The following is a 22,434-nucleotide window of genomic DNA, read 5'->3' as shown; positions in this document are numbered from 1 at the left end:
GAGCAGCTGGCCGGGAGGGACCGTCGAAGCGGTTTGACCTTACGCTGTGCGCTGATCCGCAGGCGGTAGGGTGGCGCGGCCGGATCGCCGCCGAAGTTGCGACGCTCGCCAAAGGCGGACGAAGTGTCTGGCCAGCTGTGGCAGTACGCCTATGGTTGCTGAGCGACAAACAGTCAAGACTTACCTGCAAATGCCTCGATACCGTTCGTCCTCACATCCTGGCGTGCTCACGGCATGGTCCGGCATGCCGCGGCCAGCCAGTGGGTCAGCCGACCGGTCGGCCCGATGACCCGCACCGTGCCCTACGGAGCATCCTTCGACGGTGCTCCGGCGACCACGATCGCCGTGGTGGGTACCAACACCTCGGGTGTGGTGACGCTGTGGTCCTCCGGTGCCGCCGCGATGTTCGACTGGACCGAGGAGGAGGCAATCGGCCGGCCGATCGCCGAGCTGGCCGAGTGGGGCCTGTCCCGCAAGGACGTCACCGAGTTCCTGTTCATCGGCACCAGCGGCCTGTGGGTGCACGAGCACGAGGTGACCACCCGCACCGGTAAGCGGATGCGGCTCAAGACCACTGCCTCGTTGGTCGCCGGCGCCGACGGGGTGGAGGAGATCCTGGCCTCCTCCACCCGGATCGAGCTGCCCGAGGGCCGGGCCCGGCTGTCGATGACCGAGCGGCCGTTCCGGGCCCTGCTCGAGCGTGGCAGCGACCTGGTGGTGATCTGCGACCGCAACCTGGTGATCGGCTACGCCGGGCCGTCGCTGTGGCGGATGTTCGGATGCCTGCCGCGCCAGGTGATCGGCCATTCGGGCTGGGACTACGTGCATCCGCAGGACCTGGCGGTGGTGCGCCGGGACTGGGAGGGCGCAGTCAGCGGTGCCGGGGAATACCGGCGACTGGAATTGCGGATTCGCAACGGCGAGGGCAACTGGCGCTGGATCGAGGTGCGGATCAGCAACCTGGTGGCCGACGTCTCGATCGGCGCGATGGTCCTCAATATCCGCGACATCACCGAGCAACACGAGATCGCCGAGGCGCTGGCCTCCAGCGAGCACCTGCTGCAAACGATCGTGGACGCTTCATCCGAGGGCGTCTGCATCGTCGACCCGGACGGCTCCCTGGTGCTGGCCAACTACCGGATGGCCGAGATGCTCGCGGTCAACCACACCCGGTTGCTGACCGGGCAGATCTTCGACTTCTTCGACGAGGAAACCACCCAGATGCTGCGGCAGCGGTTGCGCCAGCGCGCGCTGGGGGTTCGCGAGCTGTACGAGTTCAGCTTCCGCAGGCTCGACGGCCAGCACCGCTGGCTCCGGGTTTCCGGCGCACCCTGGTACGACCAGAACGGCCGGTACCTGGGCGCGATCGGCATGGTCACCGACGTCACCGATCTCAAGCAGCGCGAGGAGCTGAGCCATTCCGGCAGCAACTTCACGATGCTGCCCGGCCGGATCGAGGGCCCGGGTGGCTACCTGCTGCCGCGGTTGCTGGACCGGATGCCGGCCGAGCTGATGCCGCCGAGCCAGTCCAGCCGCTCGCTGCCCGGCCTGGACCGGCTGTCCCGGCGCGAGATCGAGGTGGTCCGGATGCTGCTGCACGGCGACCGGGTGCCGGTGATCGCCCGGCAGCTGTTCATCAGCCAGAGCACCGTCCGCAACCACCTGTCCTCGGTGTTCCGCAAGCTGCGGGTGAACTCCCAGCAGGAACTCATCGTGCTGCTGCGCGAGCGGGACTCGCCCGACCGCTAGCTACTCGGCGCGCCGGCTCACTGGCCGTGGTAGACGGCCTCCACGTTGTGGCCGTCCGGATCCCGCAGGAACACGCCGTAGTAGCCAGGGTGGTAGTCCGGCCATTCCCGCGGCGCGTGCAGCACCTGCACCCCGGCCGCCAGCGCGGCGTCGTGGACGGCGTCGACGGCCTGCCGGTCTGCCGCGGTGAAGGCGAGATGGATCTCCCTGGTCTCGGGTCCCGCGGCGGGGCTGAGCCAGAAGGCCGGCTTGCCGTCCGGGCCGGACAGGCCGGCCTCGAAGCCGGCGGGATGCGGCACTCGCATCGCCTCCCGGATGCCGAGCGGGCCGAACACGCGCAGGTAGAAGGCCAGCGAGGCATCCACGTCGGCGACCTGGAGGAAGAGGTGATCAAGCATGGGTCGAGATGGTAACCACTTTTCCGATCGAGACGGAGCAACGGGCTACCAGCGGTCTGCCGCCGCTGGGTCGCCTAACCCGAGTTGCCGTTCCCTACCGCGAGCGTAGCTCGATCAGCCATCCGTCGAAGAAGGCGCGGAGTTCGTACACGTCAACCCCACCGAGCGTGAGATCGGTATCGCGGTACCGGCGCAGGTTGTCGATCATGTCCGCGAAGACGTCGTAATCGAACCCGGCGTCGACCTGGGCGGCGAGTTGGAGCAGTTCGGGTTTCGAATAACGTGCGCTGAGCATGAAGACATCGATGAAGTCACGAGCCGCGGCTCGATCGAACAGTGCGACCACCTTGCGACCGGCTAGTTCGGGTGGTGCGAAGGTCGGCCCTGCAATGCTCGCGCTCGATGCCGCTCCAGGGGCGGAATCCAGTGCAATGTCAACCAGAAGGTCCTCCGGGCCGTGTACGAGCAGTCGGCAGAACGTGGCGCTGTCCTGGATCTGCTCGACCGGCCAACCCTGACCGGATGCTGCGGCAATGAACTCGCTCTTGGCCTGCTGTACCTCACCGGCACCAGGTCGGGTGAAGAAGTCCAGATCCTGCGTCGGCCGGGACGTGAGGTGCTGTGCCAGCAATGCCGCCCCGCCTGCCAGCAGGAAGCCCTTGCTGGATGGCAGATCGAAGAACATACGCGCTACCTCGAGTTGGAACCGGGTCAGGGCGGTGCTCTCTCAGCGCTCACGAGACCAGGCCCGTCGCTTCAATCGGCGAGGCCGCACCAACTGCATCGATCACCGGTGTCCACGCCGAGCGGACCCAGGCCGGCAGAACCAGGTCCTGCCACAGATCGACCAGCAGAACCCCGTCGATGTATCGCACCACGTCGGCGGCAGTGCCTTCCAGTAGGACCGTCTCGTACAGCCGGGCCCGATCGCTCCGGTTGGCGAGCCGGTACACGCGCCCATAGTCGGACCAGTTCAGCGTTACTGGCAGCACCACCGCCGCCAGTGCCACTTCCACCTCCAGGCGGGGAAGTCGATCCGGTACCACGACCGACCGACCGCGTGGCCCTGGAATCGTCGAGAACCGGATCACCGGATGTGCGGCGAGCTCATACCCCGCAGCGGCCAGCAGTCGATCCAGAGTGTCCAGCGACGGGGACTTGCGCCTATGCTCGTACGCCGACAACGTCGTCCGTGACGTGCCCGCTCGACGTGCCAGCTCTGCCTGGCTCAGCCCTGCTGCCCGCCGTGCTCGCGTGATCAGGTCACTGCCTGCCATTCCCATCACCGCACTCCAGAAGGTATCCGATCAGATACTACAGGCCGGTTACCCAAGCCGCCCGTCGCACGGTGGGTGCGTCGCGCGAGCCGCAGTGTCGAGCTCGCCCGATGGAATGGCCGGCCAAGTAGGCTGGCGGCCGTGGCCGACTTCGACCTGGCGATCATCGGGACCGGATCGGGCAACTCGCTGCTCACCGAGCAGTTCGAAGGCAAGCGGGTGGCCATCGCCGAGGCGGGCACCTTCGGCGGCACCTGCCTGAACGTCGGCTGCATCCCCACCAAGATGTACGTCTACGCCGCCGACGTGGCACGCACCGTCGGCCACGCGGCCCGGTTCGGCATCGACGCCCGGCTGGAGGCGGTGCGCTGGCCCGACATCCGGGACCGGATCTTCGGACGGATCGACCCGATCTCCGAGGCCGGCCGGCGCTACCGTGCCGAGTCCGACAACGTCACCCTGTTCACCGGCGAGGCCCGGTTCAGCGGCCCGCACTCGCTGCGGATCGAGAGCGGCGGACAAACGGATGCCGAGTGCGTAGATTTCAGCGCCGACCAGATCGTGATCGCGGCCGGCGGCCGGCCGGTCATCCCCGAGGTGGTGGCCACCTCTGGCGTGCCCTATTTCACCTCCGACACCGTCATGCGGCTGGAGGAGCTGCCCGAGCGGCTGGCGATCCTGGGCGGCGGCTACATCGGCGCGGAGTTCGCGCACGTCTTCTCAGCCCTGGGCAGCCGGGTCAGCCTGGTGGCCCGCAGCACCCGGCTGCTGCGCCACCTGGACTCCGAGATCTCCGACCGGTTCACCCAGATCGCGGCCACCCAGTGGGACCTGCACCTCGGCATCGACGTCGACAAGCTCACCGGCGACCAGGGCGGCGTCCGGCTGGACTTCACCGACGGCTCGTGCGTCGAGGCCGACCTGCTGCTGGTGGCCACCGGACGGACGCCCAACACCGACCGGCTGCGGCTGGAGGCGGCCGGCGTCGAGACCCTGTCCGACGGCCGGGTCCGGACCGACTGCTACGGCCGTACCAACGTCGAGGGGATCTGGGCGCTCGGCGACATCTCCTCGGACTTCCAGCTCAAGCACGTGGCCAACCACGAGGCGCGGGTGGTCTCGCACAACCTGGCCTTTCCGGCCGACCTGCGCGAGTTCGACCACCGCTTCGTCCCGTCGGCGGTGTTCACCGACCCGCAGATCGCCAGCGTCGGCATGACCGAGGACGCGGTCCGCGCCGCGGGCCTGGACTACGTCGCCGCCACCCAGTCCTACGGCGACACCGCCTACGGCTGGGCGATGGAGGACACCACCGGCATCTGCAAGCTGATCGCCGACCCGCACAGCGGGCTGCTGCTCGGCGCGCACCTGATGGGCTACCAGTCCTCCAACCTGATCCAGCCGCTGATCCAGGCGATGTCGCTGGGCCAGCGGGTGCCCGACCTCGCGCGCGGCCAGTACTGGATCCATCCGGCGCTGATGGAAGTCGTGGAGAACGCGCTGCTGAAGCTGGGCCTGAACGCACCGTGAACCGGCCGGCTGACCGGTTGCCGGCGCGGATACCGGTGCTGGAGGTCGGCGGCACCCACGTCACCGCCGGCTGGGTGCTTCCCGACGGCTGGCAGGTCCACGACCTGAGCCGGACCGAGCTGCCGGCCCAGGGGAGTGCCGAGCAGCTGATCGCCCTGCTGGCCGGGGCCGGTGCCCGGCTGGCCGCTCCGCCGGGGGTGGTCTGGGGAGTCGCGATGCCGGGACCGTTCGACTACGCCCGCGGGGTGGCGCACTATGCCGGGGTCGGCAAGTTCGAGGCGCTGGCCGGGCTGGACGTCGGCACGGCGCTCGGCGCGGCCCTGCCCGGCCGGCCGGCGGCGGTGTGCTTCAGCAACGACGCCAGCGCCTTCGGGGTGGGCGAATGGCTGATCGGCGCGGCCCGCGGTGCCACCCGGTGCGCCATGGTGACGCTCGGCACCGGGGTGGGTTCGGCCTTTCTGGACAACGGAAAGAGCATCGAGTCCGGCCCGATGGTACCGCCGCAGGCCGAGGCGCACCTGCTCAGCCATGCCGGCCGGCCGCTGGAGGACTGGGTGTCCCGCCGGGCCATCCGGGCCGCCTTCGCCGCCGCCGGCGGGCCGGAAGCCTTGGATGTCAGGGAGATTGCCGAGCTGGCCCGGGCCGGGAACGCGACTGCCGGCACCGCCTTCTCAGCCGCCTTCCGGGTGCTCGGCGAGGTGCTGGGCCCGTGGCTGCGCCGCTTCGGTGCCGAGCTGCTGGTGGTCGGCGGCTCGATCAGCCGGTCCCTGGACCTGATCGAGCCACCGCTGCGCGAGGGACTTTCGGTTTCGATGGACAGCGGATTCCCGATCGTGCCGGCCGGCCGGCCGGAGCTCAGCCCGCTGGTCGGAGCGGCCTACCCGGTGTGGCGGCTGGCGTGCCAGCCGCCGGGCCCGCACCAGCCATGACCACCCCCGAGCGCATCCAGCTGCGCCGCACGAAGGGGTGGCGCAAACCTGCCGGTGCGATCGTGGTGGCAAGGCCGTCGAAGTGGGGAAACCCGTATCGCATCGACGACTACCGGACCGGCCACCCGGACGCGAGCGACCGCGAGCTGCGGCGGCTGGCCGTCGAGGACTTCCGCCGGCTGGCGGCGGGGCGGGCGGGCGAGCACCGGCCCTACCCCTGGGAGGCGATCGGCGAACTGGCGGGCCGCGACCTGTGCTGCTGGTGCCCGGCCGACCAGCCGTGCCACGCCGACGTCCTGCTGCAGCTTGCCAATCCTGCCGAGCGGAACTGACCCGGCGGCGCGTCGTCTCAGTCGGCGTCCGGTGGGCCGAGCGAGGCGACGTGCAGCGCGTCCACCGGACCGTCGCCGCCCCCGAGCCCGGCCAGGCCGTGCTCGACGGCCTGCCCGGCGACCAGCGCGGCCCGGCGGGCGGCCACCGGCAGCGGGTCGCCGCGGCCGAGGCAGGCGGCCAGCGCCGCCGAATGCGTGCAGCCGGCCCCGTGGGTGGCCGCCCGGTCGTGCCGGACCACCGGGATCTCGAGGTGCTGCCCGCCGGCCAGCAGGTGGTCGACCGGCCGGCTGCCGTGCCCGCCGGTGACCAGCGCGGCACCGGCGCCCATCGCCACCAGGGCCTCGGCCAGCCGGGACCGGTCCTCGGTGTCCAGGCCGGTCAGGGCCTGCGCCTCCATCAGGTTCGGGGTCACCACGGTGGCCAGCGGGAACAGCAACCCCACCAGGGCCTCGACCGCGGCCGGCTCCAGCAGTTGCGCGCCGGACGAGGCGATCATCACCGGGTCCAGCACCACCGGGCCGGGATAGTCCGACAGCGCGGCGGCCACCGTGGCGATGATCGGCTCGGACAGCAGCATACCGGTCTTGACCGCGGCCGGCGGCAGGTCGGCGAACACCGCGTCCAGCTGGGCCCGGACGAAGTCCGTCGGGCAGGGATGGATGGCGCTGACCCCGACGGTGTTCTGGGCGGTCAGGGCCACGATCACCGACATGCCGTGCACGCCGCAGCGGGCGAACGCCTTCAGGTCGGCCTGGATGCCGGCGCCACCGCCGGAGTCGGAGGAGGCGATGGTGAGTGCCCGGACGACGCTGGAACCCGGCGGCTGCACGGTACTAACCTAGAGCAGTCCCCGCGGGAGCCCGGCGTTCGGGCTGAGAGGGCGGCACAGCCGGACGACTCAGGAGTCCGGCGCGGCCGCCGACCGCTCGAACCTGATCCGGTTAGTACCGGCGAAGGGAGTGAGGTAGCCGCCATGGCTGTCGACACCCGTCCCGTCCCCATCTCTGAATCGCACGCCGAAGCCCCGGCCACCCTCAACGAGGCCGCCCCGCGCACCCTGGGTTTGCTCGACCAGCTGGGGTTCTGGGGCAACGTCGGAGTGAGTCTGCTCGGCTTCAGCGGCGCCATCGCGATCCTGGCGCCGTACGGCGTCCAGCAGCTCAGCTTCGCCGCCGCGGTGACCGCCGCGGTCGCCGGCTCCGTGCTCGGCGGGCTGATCCTGGGCGGCGCGCTGGTGCTCGGCGCCCGGACCGGCGCGCCGGCGATGGTGCTGCTGCGCGGCCTGCTCGGCGCCAAGGCCTCGTTCGTGCCCACCGCGCTCAACATCGCCCAGTGCCTGGGCTGGGCGGTCTTCGAGCTGGTCACCATCACCATCGGCCTGCAGGCGCTGACGTCGGACGGCCTGCCGCGCTGGCTGTGCCTGGTACTGGCCGGTGCGGTCACCACCGCGCTGACCATCCGGCCGCTGGGCTGGATCCGGGCGCTGCGCAAGTACGTCTCGGTGCTGGTGGTGCTGGCGCTGGTGGTGCTCGCGGTCGGCCTGCTGCGCCGGCCGGTGCCGGAGCTGACCGGTTCCTGGCAGGGCTTCTGGCTGGCCGTCGACTCGGCGATGGCGCTGACCATCTCATGGGTGCCGCTGGGCGCCGACTACTCGCGGCACTCCCGCTCGGGCCGGGCGGCCTTCGCCGGCGGCTTCGTGGGCTACGGGCTCACCCAGGTCGCCTGCCTGGTGATCGGGCTGATCGCGCTGGCGCAACTGAACGAGGACGGCGAGAAGATCTTCGACCTGTTCATCGGGCTGCCGCTGGGCACGGTGGCCTTCGCGATCCTGGTGATCCGGGAGAGCGACCAGAGCTTCGCCAACGTCTACTCCACCGCGGTCTCGCTGCAGAACCTCAGGCCGTCGCTGGACCGGCGGGTGCTCACCGTGCTGATCGGCACGCTGACCACCGCGCTGGCGCTGACCATCAACATCGACGACTACGCCAACTTCCTGTACCTGATCGGCGGGGTGTTCGTGCCGATGTCCGGCGCCCTGATCGCCGCCTGGCTGCGCAGCCGCGGCGCGAACTGGAACGTTGCCTCCGACGCCCCGGTGCGGCCCGGCATGCTGGCGGCCTGGCTGGTGGGTTTCCTGTGCTACCAGGTGATCAATCCCGGCTCGATCGGGTACTGGTCGGACTTCTGGACCGAGATCGGCACCCGGTTGCACACCCTGGGCCACCCGTGGCTGTCGGCGTCGATCGCCTCGTTCGCGGTGGCGGTGCTGGTGGCGCTGCCGTTCGCCGGCTCGCCGGGCCGGGTGGCCGACCCCGCCGGGAGCCGGCGATGAGCGAGGACGCCCTGGTCATCGCCGGCCGCCGGCTGTCCTCCCGGCTGATCGTGGGGACCGGCGGCGCGCCCAGCCTGGACGGCCTGGCCGACATCCTGCGGGCCGCCGGCACCGAGCTGACCACGGTGGCCATGCGCCGGGTGGACGCGGGCTCGTCCGGCTCGGTGCTGGACGTGCTGCACTCGGCCGGCGTCCAGGTGCTGCCGAACACGGCCGGCTGCCGGACCGCGGCCGAGGCGGTGCTCACCGCCAAGCTCGCCCGCGAGGCGCTGCAGACCGACTGGGTCAAGGTCGAGGTGGTGGCCGACGAGCGCAGCCTGCTGCCGGACGGGCCGGAACTGCTGGCCGCCTGCGAGCAGCTGGTGGACGACGGGTTCGTGGTGCTGCCCTACACCAACGACGACCCGGTGCTGGCCCGGCGGCTGGAGGCGCTGGGGTGCGCGGCGGTGATGCCGGGCGGTGCCCCGATCGGTTCGGGCCTGGGCATCGGCAACCCGCACAACATCGCGCTGATCGTGGCGCAGGCCGGGGTGCCGGTGATCCTGGACGCCGGCATCGGCAGCGCCGCCGACGCCGTCCAGGCGATGGAGCTGGGCTGCGATGCGGTGCTGGTCGCCTCGGCGGTGACCCGGGCCGCGGACCCGGTCCGGATGGCGCACGCGATGCGGCTGGCGGTGCAGGCCGGCCGGTCCTCCCGGCTGGCCGGGCGGATCCCGCGCCGCTGGTGGGCCGAGGCGTCCTCGCCGTACGACGGCATGCTCGACGCGCCACCATTGACCGACAGCTGACCGCCGGGGGTCACTTTCTCGACCCGCGCGGATTGCCGCTCGGTGCTGGTCAGCCGCCCTGGACGGCGGTGACCACGTCGACCCGGTCGCCGGGACGGACCGGCGTGCCGGGCCAGTTGCCGCGCGGCACCACCTCGCTGTTGAGCGCCACCGCGATGCCGGTGTCCCGGTCGCTGATCTGGCCCACCAGCTCGGCCAGGCTCAGCTCGTCGGCGGCTTCCCGCTGCTGGCCGTTCACCGTTATCCGCACGTGGAATTCCTCGTTGTCGAAGGTAGCCGTTCAGGCCGGCACGGCCGGCTGGGCCGATGAGCCCGTCCGGTCGCCGGCGAACCGGTCCGGGCCGAACGGGCGCCACACCGCGGCGGCCGGCTCGCCGGCCACCAGCGCGGCCACCGCGTCGGCCGTCAGGGCAGACAGCAGGATGCCGTTGCGGTAGTGGCCGGTGGCCACTACCAGGCCGTCGCCGACCCGGCCCAGGATCGGCCCGTTGTCCGGGGTGCCGGGCCGGGATCCCGCGCAGGCCTCGACAAAGGCGAACTCCGAGCTGATCGGCAGCAGCTCGTAGGCGTTGCGCAGCAGCTCGTACACCCCGCCCGCGGTCACTCCGGTGTCGTGGCCCTGCTGCTCGGAGGTCGCCCCCACCACCACCTCGCCGTCGGCGCGCGGCACCAGGTAGATCTCGCTGCCGCGGACCAGCCCGCGGACGGTGTGGGTCAGCACCTCACCGGCCGAGCGCAGCTGGGCCGGCACCGCCAGCCGCAGGATCTGCCCCTTCACCGGCTGCACCGGCACCGGCAGCAACGCCGCGGTGCTCGCGCCGCCGCACAGCACCACGGTGCCGGCGCGCAGCTCCTCGCCGGTGGCCGTCCGGACCCCGGTCACGGCGCCGGCCCGGTCCTGGAGCAGCCCGCTGACCTCGGCGGCCACGAACCGCACCCCGGCCGCCTCGGCGGCAGCCCGCAGGGTGGCGAGGTAGCGGCGGTTGTCCACCGACAGGTCGTCGGCGGCCAGCACCCCGCCGCGGACGCCGGCAGCCAGGTACGGCTCCAGCGCGCGGGCCGCCTGGCCGGTGAGCCGTTCGGTGCGCAGCCCCAGGCCGGTGCGGAAGTCGGTCAGCCGGTCCAGCGCCACCCGGTCGTCGGCGTTGAAAGCGACCGCCAGGGTGCCCTCGGTACGCAGCCCGACCGGCAGGCCCGTCCGGTCGGCCAGTTCGGCGGCCAGCGCGCGGAACGCCGGCACCGCGGCCAGGTTCAGCCGGGTCAGCTCGTCCTCGCCGAAGGCGGCCTCGCTGACCGGTGCCAGCATGCCGGCGGCCGCCCAGCTGGCACCGCGGCGGCCGGAGTCGACCAGCACCACCGCGGCACCGCGCTCGGCCAGCCGGTAGCCGGCCGCCAGGCCGATCACCCCGCCACCGACCACCAGGGCATCCGCCGGTTGCGCCATGCCGTCCAGGCTAACCGAGCGGGGTGGGTGGCCGGCCGGCCGCCGGAACGGGGCCTTTCGGGGCGGGACCGTCGCGGGCCGGGCCGTCGCGGGCCGGACCGTCCGGAGCCGTGCCGTCCGAGACCGTCTCGCCGGCCGCCGTTCCGGTTGCGGCGTGGCTGGCCTCCAGCGTGGTGCCGGCACTGGCCACCACCACCATCGCGATCGCGAGCACCGTGCGCAGGTGCGGCTGCTGGCCGAGCACCAGCATGCCGGCCAGCGCGGCGACGGCCGGCTCCAGGCTCATCAGCAACCCGAAGTCGGACGCCGACAGCCGGCGCAGGCTGATGATCTCCAGCGAGTACGGGATCAGCGAGGACAGCACCGCGATCCAGAACCCGCCGAACAGCACGTCCGGGCGCAGCAGCGCCGAACCGCCCTGGACGACGCCGGCCGGAATCATCACCACGGTCCCCAGCGCCATCGCGATCGCCAGGCCGTCCAGGCCGGCGAACCGTGACCCGACCCGCTGGGACAGCAGGATGTAGGCCGCCCACAGCGCGCCGGCCAGCGCGGCCAGCAGCAGGCCGGCCGAGTTCAGCTTGCCTCCCGAGCCGCCCAGGGCGAGCAGCGTCACCCCACCGCCGGCCAGCAGCACCCAGACCAGGTCGAGCAGCTTGCGGGAGCCGGCCACCGCCACCCCGAGCGGTCCGAGGAACTCCACCGTGACGGCCACCCCGAGCGGCAGCCGGTGCAGCGACTCGTAGAAGCTCCAGTTCATGCAGGCCAGCACCAGGCCGAAGCCGGTCGCGGCCAGCAGGTCGGTCCGGCTCCGGCCGGCCAGCCGGGGCCGGGCCAGCGCGAGCAGCAGCAGGGCGGCGAAGGTCAGCCGGAGCAGCACCACTCCGGCCGGGCCCGCCTTGCCGAACAGCGTGTTGGCGAAGGCGGCGCCGAACTGCACCGAGGCCATGCCGACCAGCAGCAGGACCTGCGGTGGGATGGCGTCGGTCCGTCCGCGCAGAGGCACGCCTGCCATGCTCGCATCCGGTGGTTGGATGCAGTCATGAGCACGTCCCGTTCCGAGGCGCTGGCCCGGGCCCGGCTGTACCTGTGCACCGACTCCCGTCGCGAGCGCGGTGACCTGGCCGAGTTCTGCGAAGCGGTGCTGGCCGCCGGGGTGGACATCATCCAGCTGCGCGAGAAGAACCTGGAGGCCGTCGATGAGCTGGAGGCGCTGGCGGTCCTTGCCGACGCCTGCCGCCGGCACGGGCGGCTGCTGGCCGTCAACGACCGCGCGGACCTGGCGGTCGCGGCCGGGGCGGACGTGCTGCACCTCGGCCAGCGCGACCTGGACCCGGCCGTCGCCCGCCGGATCGTCGGGCCGGATGTGCTGATCGGGCTGAGCAGCCACAGCACCGCCCAAGCCCGGGCGGCGGCCGCCGCGGCCGAGGTGGACTACTTCTGCCTGGGACCGATCTGGGCCACCCCGACCAAGCCCGGCCGGCCGCACACCGGCCTGGCGCCGCTGGCCGAGCTGGCCGCCGAACGGCCCGCCAAGCCGTGGTTCGGCATCGGCGGCATCGACGAGACCACCCTGGACCAGGTGCTCGGGGCCGGCGCCCGCCGGGCGGTGGTGGTCCGGGTGCTCACCGAGGCGGCCGACCCGGCGGCGGTGACCGCCCGGCTGGCCGAGCGGCTGGCGGCTGCCGGCTGAACCAGCCGGCCGCGGCTGCCGGCTGAACCAGCCGGCCGCCCGGCACGTACTCGGCGGGTGAGCGGACCCCGGCTGTAGCGTCGGAGACGCATCGACGACGAGGGAGTGCCGGCATGGAGGCTGCCGCCCGGCAGTGGTTCGACTCGCGCACCTTCGACGCCGGCCAGTTCTCGCTGGCCGACCTGGCCGAGCTGAAGCGCCAGTCGGCCCGGACGGTGAGCGTGGTGATCCCGGCGCGCAACGAGGCGGCCACCGTCGCCGAGGTGGTCTCCCAGATCCGGGCCGGCCTGCTGGTCACCGGGCTGGTGGACGAGCTGATCGTGCTCGACTCCGACTCCACCGACGCCACTGCCGAGATCGCCCGGGCGGCCGGGGCCAGCGTGTACGCCGCCCGCGACATCGACACCGGCACGCCGGCCAGTCCCGGAAAGGGCGAGGCGCTGTGGAAGTCGCTGTTCGTCAGCACTGGCGACCTGCTGGTCTTCATCGACGCCGACCTGACCGAATGGGGCCCGCACTTCGTGACCGGCCTGCTCGGGCCGCTGCTCGCCGACCCCGGCACCCTGCTGGTCAAGGGCTTCTACGACCGGCTGGCCGACGACCTGCCCGCGCCGCCCGGTGCCGACCCGCTGCCGGCGGCCCCGCAGGGCGGCCGGGTCACCGAGCTGGTGGCAAGGCCCCTGCTCAACCTGTACTGGCCGGAACTGGCCGCCGTCGTCCAGCCGCTGGCCGGTGAGTGGGCGGCCCGGCGCTCGCTGATGGAGTCGCTGCCGGTGCCGGTCGGCTACGGCGTCGAGTTCGCCACCCTGACCGACACCTGGCGCCGGCACGGCCTGCCGGCGATCGCCCAGGTCGACCTGGGCCGGCGCGGGCACCGGCACCAGAACGTGCATGATCTGGGAGTGATGGCCGCCGAGATCCTGGCTACCGCGACGCGCCGGCTGCCGTGGCACGCCCCGGCTGACGACTTCCCCGCCGACGAGCCGCTGGCCCTGCAGCAGTACGACCGCGAGGTGCGGGACTGGCGCAGCCGCCCGGTGCCGGTGGCCGAGCGGCCGCCGGCCCTGACCAACGCCCACTACCGGACGGCGGCCCGATGCTCGAGCTAGCCGGCCGCAGCTTCGACCCGGACGCGCTGCTGATCATGGCGATCGTGAACCGGACGCCGGACTCCTTCTACGACCGGGGCGCCACCTACGCCTTCGGCAAGGCCCTGGACCGGGTGGCCGAGGTGGTGGCGGCCGGCGCCGAGATCGTCGACATCGGCGGGGTGAAGGCGGCCCCCGGCGACGAGGTGGACGCCGCCGAGGAGATCCGGCGCACCGTCGACTTCGTGGCCCGGGTCCGCGCCGAGTACCCGGACCTGATCATCTCGGTCGACACCTGGCGCCACGAGGTGGCCCGGGAGGTCTGCCTGGCCGGCGCCGACCTGCTCAACGACGCCTGGGGCGGCCACGACCCGAAACTGGCCGAGGTGGCCGCCGAGTTCGACGCGGCCCTGGTCTGCACGCACGCCGGTGGCGTCCCGCCGCGGACCAGGCCGCACCGGATCAGCTACGACGACGTGCTGGCCGACGTGCTGGGCCGGACGGTGGGCCTGGCCGAGCGGGCAGCGGGGCTGGGGGTCTCCCGCAGCAAGATCCTGATCGACCCGGGGCACGACTTCGGCAAGAACACCTGGCACTCCCTGGAGGTCACCCGGCGGCTGGCCGAGCTGGTGGCCACCGGCTGGCCGGTGCTGGTGTCGCTGTCGAACAAGGACTTCGTCGGCGAGGCGCTGGACCTGCCGCTGGACCAGCGGCTGCTGGGCACCCTGGCCACCACCGCGATCTGCGCCTGGCAGGGCGCGACGGTGTTCCGGGCGCACAACGTCACCGAGACCCGGCAGGTGCTCGACATGGTGGCCGCGATCCGCGGCAGCCAGCCGCCGAAGCGGGCCGTCCGGGGCCTGGCGTGAGGAGTCCCAACGGAATCGTCGCGGTGGCCGGCTGCCCGCACCCGCCGCTGCTGCTGACCGGCATCACCGGCCGTCCGGTGGCCGAGGTGGAGCAGCTGCGCGCCGCCTGCCTGGCCGCGATCGGCGAGCTGCTGGCGGCCGGCCCGGACCGGATCGTGCTGGTCGGCGGCGCCCGGCCGGGTGAGGACGACAAGGCGCTGAGCATTGTGGTCGGCCGGCAGCTGCTGCGCGAGGCCGGCTGCCAGCTGCCGGTCGAGCACGTGGTCGTCGCCGCGGACAGCCCGCCGGCCGACTGCCTGGCTGCCGGCCGCGCAGTGGCCCGATCGGACGGGGCGGCCGGCCTCGGCCTGCTGGTGATGGCCGACGGTTCGGCGCGCCGGTCGCTGAAGGCGCCGGGCTACCTCGACGAGCGGGCCGCCCCGTTCGACGCCGGGGTCGAGGAGTGCCTGGCCTCGGGCCGGCTGGCGGGGCTGGCCGGGCTGGACCCGGAGCTGGCCGCCGAGCTGCTGGTCGCCGGCCGGGCTGCCTGGCAGGTGCTGGCCGGGGCCGTCGGGGAGGCGACCGGCTCCAGCCGGCTGCACTACAGCGCCGACCCGTTCGGGGTCTGGTACCCGGTGTTCAGCTGGGTGCCCGCGCGCTGAACCAGAACGCGCCGTCCCAGTCCCGCGCCGAACCACCTGACGCGCACGATCGTGTCGGCCGGTTGGACTGTGCAAATTGCAGACCTGTCAGCGGGTTGTGCCTGTCAAGATGTGCAACAATGGCAACCTGGAATACGCATCTTGCTGAACTACCAGGTCCGACGGCATTCTGCGGGCAGAGGCGGAAGCCTCCGGTTGCTCCGCGCTGCGCGGGCGCGATCCGTGGAGGAGGGACGAACGATGACGACCACCGATGTGACTCTCACGTCCGACGAGCGGGACGCCGACCTCAACCTCGAACAGCTCAAGCAGCTGGTCGGCCTGGTGCCCTACGACGAGACCACTGACCCGTTCCCGGTCACCGGCTGGGACGCGGTGGTGTTCGTGGTCGGCAATGCCACCCAGACCGCGCACTACTACCAGTCGGCCTTCGGCATGGAGCTGGTCGCCTACTCCGGCCCCGAGACCGGCAACCGGGACCACAAGTCCTTCGTGCTGCGCAGCGGCTCGGCCCGGTTTGTGATCTCCGGCGGCGTCGCCCCGGACAGCCCGCTGCTCGACCATCACCGCGCGCACGGCGACGGGGTGCTCGACATCGCCCTGGAGGTGCCCGACGTCGACCGCTGCGTGGCGCATGCCCGCAGCCAGGGCGCGACCGTGCTGGAAGAGCCGCACGACGTCTCCGACGAGCACGGCACGGTCCGGATGGCGGTGCTCGGCGCCTACGGCGACACCCGGCACACCCTGATCGACCGGTCGGCCTACACCGGCGTGTACCTGCCGGGCTTCGTGCCGGCCACCGGCAGCTACGTCCGCCGTCCGGGTGCGCCCAAGCGGCTGTTCCAGGCGCTGGACCACGTGGTCGGCAACGTCGAGCTGGGCCGGATGGACGAGTGGGTGGCCTTCTACAACAAGGTGATGGGCTTCGTGAACATGGCCGAGTTCATCGGCGACGACATCGCCACCGAGTACTCGGCGCTGATGTCGAAGGTGGTCGCCAACGGCAACCACCGGGTCAAGTTCCCGCTCAACGAGCCGGCCGTCGCCAAGAAGAAGAGCCAGATCGACGAGTTCCTGGAGTTCTACGCCGGCCCCGGCGCGCAGCACCTGGCGCTGGCCACCAACGACATCCTCGCCACCGTGGACGCGATGCGCGCCGAGGGCGTGGAGTTCCTGGCCACCCCGGACTCCTACTACGAAGACCCGGAGCTGCGGGCCCGGATCGGCAACGTCCGGGTGCCGATCGAGCAGTTGCAGTCGCGCGGCATCCTGGTCGACCGCGACGAGGACGGCTACCTGCTGCAGATCTTCACCAAGCCGATCGGCGACCGGCCGACGGTGTTCTTCGAGCTGATCGAGCGGCACGGTTCGCTGGGCTTCGGCAAGGGCAACTTCAAGGCCCTGTTCGAGGCGATCGAGCGCGAGCAGGACCAGCGCGGCAACCTGTAGCTGAGCAGGCCGGGTTCAGGGCCCGGCAGGGGAGGTCGCGGTGGCCCGGCGGGAACTCGACGCCCTCGACGTGGCCATCCTGGTCGCGCTGCGCGACACGCCACGGGCCGGCTACCTGGAGCTGTCCCGGCTGCTGGAGGTCTCCCGGGCCACCGTCCAGGCCCGGCTGGAGCGGCTGGAACGCGACGGGGTGGTCTCCGGCTACGGCCCGGACGTCGACCTCGCCGCGGCCGGCTACCCGGTGCTGGCCTTCGCCACCCTGGAGATCGCCCAGGGCCGGCTGGCCGAGGTGACCGCCGCGATGGCCGCCATCCCGTCGGTGGTGGAGGCCTATGCCACCACCGGGCCCGGTGACGTGCACTGCCGGCTGGCCGCGAGCTCCCACGAGGACCTGCAGCGGGTGCTGCTGGAGGTCTCCCAGATCCCCGGGGTGGCCCGCTCGACGTCGGTGATCGCGCTGACCCGGCTGGTGCAGCACCGGCCGGTGGAGCTGCTGGCCGCGGCCGAGGTGCCGCCGGCCAGCCGGACCGGCGGCACCCGTTGACCTGCTCGTCCCGGAAGAAACCGCGCGGTTTCCCCCGGACGAGCGGAGGGCTGGAGCCCTGAGGAAACCAGGGCCTACTTCACCGCGGCGCTGAACACCGGCAGGTAGCCGCTGGACTGGCCGGTCGCGGTCGGGTGGTAGGACTCGGTGAGATCGCTGTAGTTCAGCGAGTGCAGCCACTTGTCGCCGGAGCAGAGCTGGTGGCCGACGAAGACGCTGCGCACGTCGGCGAAGGTGAAGCCGTGACTGGCGGCAGTGGTCTTGGTGATGTTGTCGACCAGGTTGATGCCCTCGTCGATCTTCTTCCGGGAATTCTCGCTCAGCCCGACGCAGTACCAGACCCCCAGCTGGTAGAAGACCGGGTAGGACAGCACCACGACCTGGGCGTTCGGGGCGTGGCTGCGAATGCCGTTGTAGGTGACGTTCAGCAGGTTGGCCAGGTTTGCGTTGGCATAGGTCTCGGCCTTGTTCACCGCGGCGATGCAGTCGGCCTCGCTGTAGAGCACGCAGGTGGTCATGATATTGGAGAAGCCGACGTCGTTGCCGCCGATGGTGATGCTGACCAGGCCGGTCGAGGAGCTGAGCGCCGACAGCTGGTTGGCGTTGACGTCGGTGGTCTTGGCGCCGGAGCAGGCCACCATCCGGTAGGAGCTCGGGTGGTGGGCGGCGTTCCACAGCCCCGGGTATGCGGTCGGGCTCTGCAGGCAGCTGCCGGACTCGCTGCCGCTGCCCACGCCGGAGGAGTAGGAGTCGCCCAGGGCGACATAGCCACCGGTCATGGCGTCGGCGGGGGCGGCGGTGAGCAGCAGCGTCATCGCGAGCGCGGTTGCGGTGCCGACGGCAGCGGTCAGCAGTCGCGGTAAGAACTTGATCTTGGGCACGGTATGTCCTCCGGACAGTGGAATAGGACCCCCGTGGGGGATATGACTACCAGTACTGTCCGGTATTTCCTAGTATCAAATGCTTTCTACATGCCTCGGCGTGTCGAACGCCGGTAGGTCAGTGCGGAACGCCGGTCTGAGCTCAGTGTGGAACGCCGGTCGGGTTCAGTGCGGAGGACGCCGGTCGAGCTCGGCGCGCACCCGGGCCAGCTCGTCGCGCAGCCGGCCGGCCCGTTCGAAGTCCAGCGCGGCGGCAGCGGCTGCCATCTCGGCGTCCAGGTCGGCGGCCAGCTGGTCCAGCTCCCAGCGGGTCCGCGCGGCCAGCTGGACGGCAGCCGTCCGGGTTGCGGCCGCCGGAGTGTCCTCGTGCAGCACCGGCATCACGGCCGGCGCGGCTCCCAGGTGGTGCACCCGTCCGGTGTCGGGCGTCTTGCGCTGCCGCCGCCGGCCGACCAGCTCGCGGGCCCGGCCGGACGCCGGCGGCACCGAAGACCCCGGCGGCACCGAGGACCCCGGCGGCACCGAGGAACCCGGCGGCACTGAAGACCCCGGCGACCCGGCGGGCCCGGACGGGCCGGTCGGCCGGGTGCCGCCGTCCGCCTCGGTCATGCCTGCCATGGTAGGAGCGGATGACGGGCAGGGCGGGGGTGCCTGTCGGGCCGCGCAACGCTATGCCCATGCTTAGACTGTGAGAGACACGCTCGTGAAAGTTTTCACGAGCATTTCCCCGGGTGGTACGCCGAGCTGGAGGGGGCCCAGATGACAGTGACCGCCGAGGGCCCGCACGGCCTGGCCGCGCCTGCCGTGCCGCCCGAGGACCTCAGCTACGACGCCGACGTCATCGTGGTCGGTGCCGGCCCGTCCGGCTCGGCCGCCGCGTACTGGATGGCCACCGCCGGCCTGGACGTGCTGTTGCTGGAGAAGGCTTCCTTCCCGCGCGAGAAGGTGTGCGGCGACGGGCTGACCCCGCGCGGCACCCGGGCCCTGGTCGAGATGGGCATCGACGTCAGCGAAGAAGCCGGCTGGCTGCACAACAAGGGCCTGCGGGTGATCGGCGGCGGCGTGCGGCTGGAGCTGGACTGGCCGGAGCTGGCCTCGTTCCCGCCCTACGGCCTGGTCCGCCCGCGGGCCGACCTGGACCACCTGCTGGTGCGGCAGGCCGTTCAGGCCGGCGCCCGGCTGCACGAGCGGACCGCGGTCACCGGACCGGTGCTCGACCGGCAGGGCCGGGTGGTCGGGGTGCGGGCCAAGGCCGGCACCGATCCGGCCGACCCCCGCGAGCGCAGCTACCGGGCGCCCGTCGTGCTGGCCTGCGACGGGGTGTCCGGCCGGTTCGCGCTGGCGCTCGGCCTGCAGCGCGACAACCGGCGCCCGATGGGGGTGGCGGTGCGCCGCTACTACACCAGCCCGCGCACCAACGACGACTACCTCGAGTCCTGGCTGGAGCTGTGGAACGGCCCGCCGGGCGCCGACGACGCCAAGCTGCTGCCCGGCTACGGCTGGATCTTCGGCATGGGCGACGGCTCGGTCAACGTCGGGCTCGGGGTGCTGAACTCCTCGGCGGGCTTTCAGAAGACCAACTACCGCACGCTGCTGACCAGCTGGCTGGACGGCACCCCGGCCGAGTGGGGGCTGCGCGAGGCCAACGCGCTCGGCCCGACCCAGGGCGCGGGGCTGCCGATGGGCTTCAACCGGACCCCGCACTACCGCGACGGGGTGCTGCTGGTGGGCGATTCCGGCGGCTCGGTCAACCCGTTCAACGGCGAGGGCATTCCGTATGCGATGGAGTCGGGCAAGTTCGCCGCCGAGGCGGTGGTGCAGGCGCTGGCCCGTCCGGCGGGCCCGGCCCGGGAACGCGCGCTGGCCGGCTACCCGGCCGTGCTCGCCGCCGAGTGGGGCGCCTACTACCGGCTGGGCGGGCTGTTCGTGAAGCTGATCGGCAATCCGACGGTGATGCGGACCTGCACCCGGCACGGCCTGCCGCACCCCGGGCTGATGAGATTCGTGTTGAAGTTGCTGGCAAACCTGACCGACCCGCACGACGGCGACGCCAGTGACCGGATCATCACCGCGCTGACCCGCCTGACGCCAGCGCTGCGATAGGCCGGGCGGATGACTGACTTAGGGATACCTAACCATCGGCTGGAACGTCCCGCCGACTACCGTGACAGTGCTTGTCAAGGCGGCTGCGGGCCGATGTCTGCACCGGGGAAACCCACCGGCGACGGGAGAGGAAGGAGTAGGTTCCGATGCTAGGGGCATACCTGCCGATCGTGGTTCTTTTCGCGCTTGCCTTCGGGTTCGCGGTCTTCTCGGTGATCATCGCCACGGTGACCGGGCCGAAGCGGTACAACAAGGCCAAGCTGTCCTTCTACGAGTGCGGCATCGAGCCGGCGCCGATGGCGGCGGGCGCCCACCGGTTCCCGGTGAAGTACTTCCTCACCGCGATGCTGTTCATCGTCTTCGACATCGAGATCATCTTCCTGTACCCCTACGCCGTCGCCAGCCGGGAGCTGAGCCTCTTCGGCCTGGTCGAGATCTTCCTGTTCATCGCCACCGTGTTCGTCGCCTACGCCTACGTCTGGCGGCGCGGCGGGCTCGACTGGGACTGAACCGGACAAGCCCGAATACCGATCAACCCCTCACGATTGGCCCCGCTGACATGGGTTTAGAAGAGAAGCTGCCGGACGGGATGCTGCTGGCCACCGTCGAGTCGGTGGTGAACTGGACGCGCAAGTCCTCGCTGTGGCCGGTGACGTTCGGGCTGGCCTGCTGCGCCATCGAGATGATGACCTTCGGCGCGCCCCGGTTCGACTCGGCCCGGTTCGGCATGGAGGTGTTCCGGCCCTCGCCGCGGCAGGCCGACCTGATGATCGTGGCCGGCCGGGTCAGCCAGAAGATGGCGCCGGTGGTTCGCCAGATCTATGACCAGATGGCCGAGCCGCGCTGGGTGCTGGCGATGGGGGTGTGCGCCTCCTCCGGCGGCATGTTCAACAACTACGCGATCGTGCAGGGCGTCGACCACATCGTCCCGGTGGACATGTACCTGCCCGGCTGCCCGCCGCGGCCGGAGATGCTCATCGACGCCATCCTCAAGCTGCACCACAAGATCTCCAACGAACCGCTCGGGCCCAAGCGCGCCGAGCGGCTGGCCGGCCAGAAGGTCGAGCTGATCCCGTCGAGCCAGCGGTTCGCCAAGTGAGCACCGGGGGAGACTTCGAGCCCGAGCTGGGCCTGGCCCACGCCTCCGGCGGCCTGCCCGACGGCCGGGAACGGCCCGGCATGTTCGGCGTCAGCGACTCCGGCGACACCTCCGGCTTCTCCCGGCTGCAGCGCGAGCCGTGGGTGGAGCCGGGAGAAGCCAAGCCTCCCTACGGCGGCTACTACGACGAGGTGATGGAGGCCTTCGCCGAGGCCTACTCCGAGCACGAGCAGGCCGTGGAGAAGGTGACGCTGCACCGCGGCGAGCTGACCGTGCACCTGCGCCGCGAGCACATCCGCCAGGTCTGCCAGGTCTTCAGAGACGACCCGGCGCTGCGCTTCGAGCTGCTCTCCAGCGTCTCCGGGGTGGACTACCTGGCCCGGGAGGGCTACGCCGGCCGGCGGCTGCACGCCGTCTACCACCTGACCTCGATGACCTTCCGGCGCCGGATCCGGCTGGAGGTGGCGGTGGGCACCGACGACCCGCACGTCCCGTCGGTGACCGGCGTCTACCCGACCGCCGACTGGCAGGAGCGGGAGGCCTGGGACCTGTTCGGGATCGTCTTCGACGGCCACCCCGCGCTGACCCGGATCATGATGCCCGACGACTGGGACGGCCACCCGCAGCGCAAGGACTACCCGCTGGGCGGCGTGGAGGTCGAGTACAAGGGCGCCAGCATCCCGCCCCCGGACGAGCGCCGGGCCTACCGATGAACAGCGCCTGCACGGCCGGCGTCCCGGCCCGGAAGAGAGGGCACCTCCGGTGACAACCTCCGATTTCTACAGCCCGTCCCGGCAGACCACCGAGGGCCGGGTCTACAACGTCTCCGGCGGCGACTGGGACACCGTGTTCGGCAACGAGCCGCTGCACGAGGACCGGATGGTCATCAACATGGGGCCGCAGCACCCCTCGACGCACGGCGTGCTGCGGCTGGTGCTCGAGCTCGAGGGCGAGACGGTGACCGACGCCCGGGTGGTGGTGGGCTACCTGCACACCGGCATCGAGAAGAACGCCGAGTTCCGCACCTGGACCCAGGGCAGCACCTTCGTGACCCGCTGCGACTACCTGTCGCCGCTGTTCAACGAGAGCGCCTACTCGATGGCGGTGGAGAAGCTGCTCGGCATCGTGGTGCCGGAGCGGGCCAACCTGATCCGGGTGCTGATGATGGAGATCAACCGGATCTCCTCGCACTGGGTGTGGCTGGCCACCGGCGGCATGGAGCTGGGCGCGCTGACCGCGATGACCAACGGCTTCCGGGCCCGCGAGCGCTGCCTGGACATCCTGGAG

General features: G+C 71.7%; 25 protein-coding genes, 2 pseudogenes and 1 riboswitch. Of the genes and pseudogenes, 17 read left to right on the top strand and 10 right to left on the bottom strand.

The genetic code is table 11. The features are described 5' to 3' along the window. The first annotated feature begins 234 nt into the window (after window positions 1–234). Entirely contained in the window at window positions 235–1,749 is a 1,515-nt protein-coding gene (locus tag VLJ82_RS01725; RefSeq protein ID WP_408661592.1) for a helix-turn-helix transcriptional regulator, read from the top strand. 17 nt (window positions 1,750–1,766) lie between these two features. Here the strand turns inward: VLJ82_RS01725 and VLJ82_RS01720 are convergent, their stop codons facing one another. The 4 genes and pseudogenes from VLJ82_RS01720 to VLJ82_RS01705 form a co-directional block, all read right to left on the bottom strand. Further along, entirely contained in the window at window positions 1,767–2,147 is a 381-nt protein-coding gene (locus VLJ82_RS01720) for a VOC family protein (RefSeq protein WP_408661591.1), read from the bottom strand. Window positions 2,148–2,241: 94 nt separating this feature from the next. Then, window positions 2,242–2,832, bottom strand: a complete 591-nt coding sequence (locus tag VLJ82_RS01715) for a nucleotidyl transferase AbiEii/AbiGii toxin family protein (RefSeq protein WP_408661590.1) — start codon at window positions 2,830–2,832, stop codon at window positions 2,242–2,244. A 49-nt stretch (window positions 2,833–2,881) separates the two neighbouring features. Continuing rightward, window positions 2,882–3,163, bottom strand: coding sequence for a hypothetical protein (locus VLJ82_RS01710; protein ID WP_408661616.1), 282 nt, complete (start codon window positions 3,161–3,163; stop codon window positions 2,882–2,884). Window positions 3,164–3,262: 99 nt separating this feature from the next. Further along, a pseudogene (locus tag VLJ82_RS01705) lies at window positions 3,263–3,424 on the bottom strand (helix-turn-helix transcriptional regulator); the annotation flags it as partial. Window positions 3,425–3,565: 141 nt separating this feature from the next. Between VLJ82_RS01705 and VLJ82_RS01700 the strand changes: the two are divergent. Genes VLJ82_RS01700 through VLJ82_RS01690 form a run of 3 tightly spaced genes read left to right on the top strand, consistent with a single transcriptional unit; the run spans window position 3,566 to window position 6,215 of the window. Next, window positions 3,566–4,954, top strand: a complete 1,389-nt coding sequence (locus VLJ82_RS01700; protein ID WP_408661589.1) for a mycothione reductase — start codon at window positions 3,566–3,568, stop codon at window positions 4,952–4,954. Further along, window positions 4,951–5,883, top strand: coding sequence for an ROK family protein (locus tag VLJ82_RS01695; protein ID WP_408661588.1), 933 nt, complete (start codon window positions 4,951–4,953; stop codon window positions 5,881–5,883). Before VLJ82_RS01700 ends, VLJ82_RS01695 begins: the two co-directional genes overlap by 4 nt. Continuing rightward, a complete protein-coding gene (locus VLJ82_RS01690) occupies window positions 5,880–6,215 on the top strand; it encodes a DUF4326 domain-containing protein (protein ID WP_408661587.1) in 336 nt (111 codons plus the stop codon). The genes VLJ82_RS01695 and VLJ82_RS01690 overlap by 4 nt, the downstream gene beginning before the upstream one ends. Before the next feature lie 17 nt (window positions 6,216–6,232). On the opposite strand, the gene thiD is transcribed toward VLJ82_RS01690, so the two are convergent. After that, a complete protein-coding gene (thiD, locus tag VLJ82_RS01685) occupies window positions 6,233–7,045 on the bottom strand; it encodes a bifunctional hydroxymethylpyrimidine kinase/phosphomethylpyrimidine kinase (RefSeq protein ID WP_408661586.1) in 813 nt (270 codons plus the stop codon). Between the two features lie 13 nt (window positions 7,046–7,058). Next, a riboswitch (TPP riboswitch) is annotated at window positions 7,059–7,192 on the top strand. On the opposite strand from thiD, the gene VLJ82_RS01680 reads away from it, so the two are divergent. Both VLJ82_RS01680 and VLJ82_RS01675 read left to right on the top strand, forming a co-directional pair. Continuing rightward, window positions 7,190–8,548, top strand: a complete 1,359-nt coding sequence (locus tag VLJ82_RS01680; protein WP_408661585.1) for a purine-cytosine permease family protein — start codon at window positions 7,190–7,192, stop codon at window positions 8,546–8,548. Its footprint overlaps the riboswitch before it by 3 nt. Beyond that, window positions 8,545–9,336, top strand: coding sequence for a thiazole synthase (locus tag VLJ82_RS01675; protein ID WP_408661584.1), 792 nt, complete (start codon window positions 8,545–8,547; stop codon window positions 9,334–9,336). Before VLJ82_RS01680 ends, VLJ82_RS01675 begins: the two co-directional genes overlap by 4 nt. A gap of 49 nt (window positions 9,337–9,385) precedes the next feature. Here VLJ82_RS01675 and thiS read toward each other — a convergent pair whose 3' ends face one another. The 3 genes from thiS to VLJ82_RS01660 are packed head-to-tail and all read right to left on the bottom strand — an operon-like array spanning window position 9,386 to window position 11,795. Continuing rightward, window positions 9,386–9,586, bottom strand: a complete 201-nt coding sequence (gene thiS, locus VLJ82_RS01670) for a sulfur carrier protein ThiS (protein WP_408661583.1) — start codon at window positions 9,584–9,586, stop codon at window positions 9,386–9,388. 30 nt (window positions 9,587–9,616) lie between these two features. Then, window positions 9,617–10,780 carry a glycine oxidase ThiO gene (thiO, locus tag VLJ82_RS01665; RefSeq protein WP_408661582.1) on the bottom strand — a complete coding sequence of 388 codons (1,164 nt, stop codon included), beginning with the start codon at window positions 10,778–10,780 and terminating at the stop codon, window positions 9,617–9,619. A gap of 10 nt (window positions 10,781–10,790) precedes the next feature. Next, window positions 10,791–11,795, bottom strand: a complete 1,005-nt coding sequence (locus VLJ82_RS01660; protein ID WP_408661581.1) for an EamA family transporter — start codon at window positions 11,793–11,795, stop codon at window positions 10,791–10,793. Window positions 11,796–11,822: 27 nt separating this feature from the next. On the opposite strand from VLJ82_RS01660, the gene thiE reads away from it, so the two are divergent. The 6 genes from thiE to VLJ82_RS01630 all read left to right on the top strand — a co-directional run bounded on the left by thiE (window position 11,823) and on the right by VLJ82_RS01630 (window position 17,064). Beyond that, window positions 11,823–12,473 carry a thiamine phosphate synthase gene (gene thiE, locus VLJ82_RS01655; RefSeq protein WP_408661580.1) on the top strand — a complete coding sequence of 217 codons (651 nt, stop codon included), beginning with the start codon at window positions 11,823–11,825 and terminating at the stop codon, window positions 12,471–12,473. A 113-nt stretch (window positions 12,474–12,586) separates the two neighbouring features. Next, window positions 12,587–13,582, top strand: coding sequence for a glucosyl-3-phosphoglycerate synthase (locus VLJ82_RS01650; RefSeq protein ID WP_408661579.1), 996 nt, complete (start codon window positions 12,587–12,589; stop codon window positions 13,580–13,582). Further along, window positions 13,570–14,430, top strand: coding sequence for a dihydropteroate synthase (gene folP / locus VLJ82_RS01645; protein ID WP_408661578.1), 861 nt, complete (start codon window positions 13,570–13,572; stop codon window positions 14,428–14,430). The genes VLJ82_RS01650 and folP overlap by 13 nt, the downstream gene beginning before the upstream one ends. Continuing rightward, entirely contained in the window at window positions 14,427–15,071 is a 645-nt protein-coding gene (locus VLJ82_RS01640; protein ID WP_408661577.1) for a hypothetical protein, read from the top strand. Before folP ends, VLJ82_RS01640 begins: the two co-directional genes overlap by 4 nt. A gap of 240 nt (window positions 15,072–15,311) precedes the next feature. Continuing rightward, a complete protein-coding gene (hppD, locus tag VLJ82_RS01635; protein WP_408661576.1) occupies window positions 15,312–16,520 on the top strand; it encodes a 4-hydroxyphenylpyruvate dioxygenase in 1,209 nt (402 codons plus the stop codon). A 40-nt stretch (window positions 16,521–16,560) separates the two neighbouring features. Further along, window positions 16,561–17,064, top strand: a complete 504-nt coding sequence (locus VLJ82_RS01630) for an Lrp/AsnC family transcriptional regulator (protein ID WP_408661575.1) — start codon at window positions 16,561–16,563, stop codon at window positions 17,062–17,064. Window positions 17,065–17,138: 74 nt separating this feature from the next. On the opposite strand, the gene VLJ82_RS01625 is transcribed toward VLJ82_RS01630, so the two are convergent. Both VLJ82_RS01625 and VLJ82_RS01620 read right to left on the bottom strand, forming a co-directional pair. Next, window positions 17,139–17,879 carry an SGNH/GDSL hydrolase family protein gene (locus VLJ82_RS01625; protein ID WP_408661613.1) on the bottom strand — a complete coding sequence of 247 codons (741 nt, stop codon included), beginning with the start codon at window positions 17,877–17,879 and terminating at the stop codon, window positions 17,139–17,141. 231 nt (window positions 17,880–18,110) lie between these two features. Then, complete coding sequence (locus tag VLJ82_RS01620) at window positions 18,111–18,554, bottom strand: UvrB/UvrC motif-containing protein (RefSeq protein WP_408661574.1); 444 nt, start codon at window positions 18,552–18,554, stop codon at window positions 18,111–18,113. A 150-nt stretch (window positions 18,555–18,704) separates the two neighbouring features. Between VLJ82_RS01620 and VLJ82_RS01615 the strand changes: the two genes are divergently transcribed. The 5 genes and pseudogenes from VLJ82_RS01615 to VLJ82_RS01595 all read left to right on the top strand — a co-directional run. Continuing rightward, entirely contained in the window at window positions 18,705–20,048 is a 1,344-nt protein-coding gene (locus VLJ82_RS01615) for a geranylgeranyl reductase family protein (protein ID WP_408661573.1), read from the top strand. Between the two features lie 146 nt (window positions 20,049–20,194). Then, window positions 20,195–20,557, top strand: coding sequence for an NADH-quinone oxidoreductase subunit A (locus VLJ82_RS01610; RefSeq protein WP_408661572.1), 363 nt, complete (start codon window positions 20,195–20,197; stop codon window positions 20,555–20,557). Window positions 20,558–20,607: 50 nt separating this feature from the next. Further along, on the top strand, window positions 20,608–21,147 hold the full coding sequence (locus VLJ82_RS01605; RefSeq protein WP_408661571.1) for a NuoB/complex I 20 kDa subunit family protein: 540 nt from the start codon (window positions 20,608–20,610) through the stop codon (window positions 21,145–21,147). Next, window positions 21,144–21,860: an NADH-quinone oxidoreductase subunit C gene (locus VLJ82_RS01600; protein WP_408661570.1), complete on the top strand. Its 717-nt coding sequence runs from the start codon at window positions 21,144–21,146 to the stop codon at window positions 21,858–21,860. The genes VLJ82_RS01605 and VLJ82_RS01600 overlap by 4 nt, the downstream gene beginning before the upstream one ends. A gap of 49 nt (window positions 21,861–21,909) precedes the next feature. Further along, window positions 21,910–22,434, top strand: a pseudogene (locus VLJ82_RS01595) (NADH dehydrogenase subunit D); the annotation flags it as partial.

It is taken from the genome of Jatrophihabitans sp. (assembly GCF_035474675.1).
Taxonomy (GTDB): domain Bacteria; phylum Actinomycetota; class Actinomycetes; order Mycobacteriales; family Jatrophihabitantaceae; genus Jatrophihabitans_A.
This window is presented reverse-complemented; position numbering and strand designations above follow the sequence as displayed.

Excerpts from the sequence above, each read along its gene's own strand:
- VLJ82_RS01725 (WP_408661592.1), top strand. The coding sequence starts at position 235 with ATGGTCCGGCATGCCGCGGCCAGCCAGTGGGTCAGCCGACCGGTCGGC.
- VLJ82_RS01720 (WP_408661591.1), bottom strand. The coding sequence starts at position 2,147 with ATGCTTGATCACCTCTTCCTCCAGGTCGCCGACGTGGATGCCTCGCTG.
- VLJ82_RS01715 (WP_408661590.1), bottom strand. The coding sequence starts at position 2,832 with ATGTTCTTCGATCTGCCATCCAGCAAGGGCTTCCTGCTGGCAGGCGGG.
- VLJ82_RS01690 (WP_408661587.1), top strand. The coding sequence starts at position 5,880 with ATGACCACCCCCGAGCGCATCCAGCTGCGCCGCACGAAGGGGTGGCGC.
- VLJ82_RS01680 (WP_408661585.1), top strand. The coding sequence starts at position 7,190 with ATGGCTGTCGACACCCGTCCCGTCCCCATCTCTGAATCGCACGCCGAA.
- VLJ82_RS01675 (WP_408661584.1), top strand. The coding sequence starts at position 8,545 with ATGAGCGAGGACGCCCTGGTCATCGCCGGCCGCCGGCTGTCCTCCCGG.
- thiO (WP_408661582.1), bottom strand. The coding sequence starts at position 10,780 with ATGGCGCAACCGGCGGATGCCCTGGTGGTCGGTGGCGGGGTGATCGGC.
- VLJ82_RS01660 (WP_408661581.1), bottom strand. The coding sequence starts at position 11,795 with ATGGCAGGCGTGCCTCTGCGCGGACGGACCGACGCCATCCCACCGCAG.
- thiE (WP_408661580.1), top strand. The coding sequence starts at position 11,823 with ATGAGCACGTCCCGTTCCGAGGCGCTGGCCCGGGCCCGGCTGTACCTG.
- VLJ82_RS01650 (WP_408661579.1), top strand. The coding sequence starts at position 12,587 with ATGGAGGCTGCCGCCCGGCAGTGGTTCGACTCGCGCACCTTCGACGCC.
- folP (WP_408661578.1), top strand. The coding sequence starts at position 13,570 with ATGCTCGAGCTAGCCGGCCGCAGCTTCGACCCGGACGCGCTGCTGATC.
- hppD (WP_408661576.1), top strand. The coding sequence starts at position 15,312 with ATGACGACCACCGATGTGACTCTCACGTCCGACGAGCGGGACGCCGAC.
- VLJ82_RS01625 (WP_408661613.1), bottom strand. The coding sequence starts at position 17,879 with ATGACGCTGCTGCTCACCGCCGCCCCCGCCGACGCCATGACCGGTGGC.
- VLJ82_RS01620 (WP_408661574.1), bottom strand. The coding sequence starts at position 18,554 with ATGACCGAGGCGGACGGCGGCACCCGGCCGACCGGCCCGTCCGGGCCC.
- VLJ82_RS01615 (WP_408661573.1), top strand. The coding sequence starts at position 18,705 with ATGACAGTGACCGCCGAGGGCCCGCACGGCCTGGCCGCGCCTGCCGTG.
- VLJ82_RS01610 (WP_408661572.1), top strand. The coding sequence starts at position 20,195 with ATGCTAGGGGCATACCTGCCGATCGTGGTTCTTTTCGCGCTTGCCTTC.
- VLJ82_RS01605 (WP_408661571.1), top strand. The coding sequence starts at position 20,608 with ATGGGTTTAGAAGAGAAGCTGCCGGACGGGATGCTGCTGGCCACCGTC.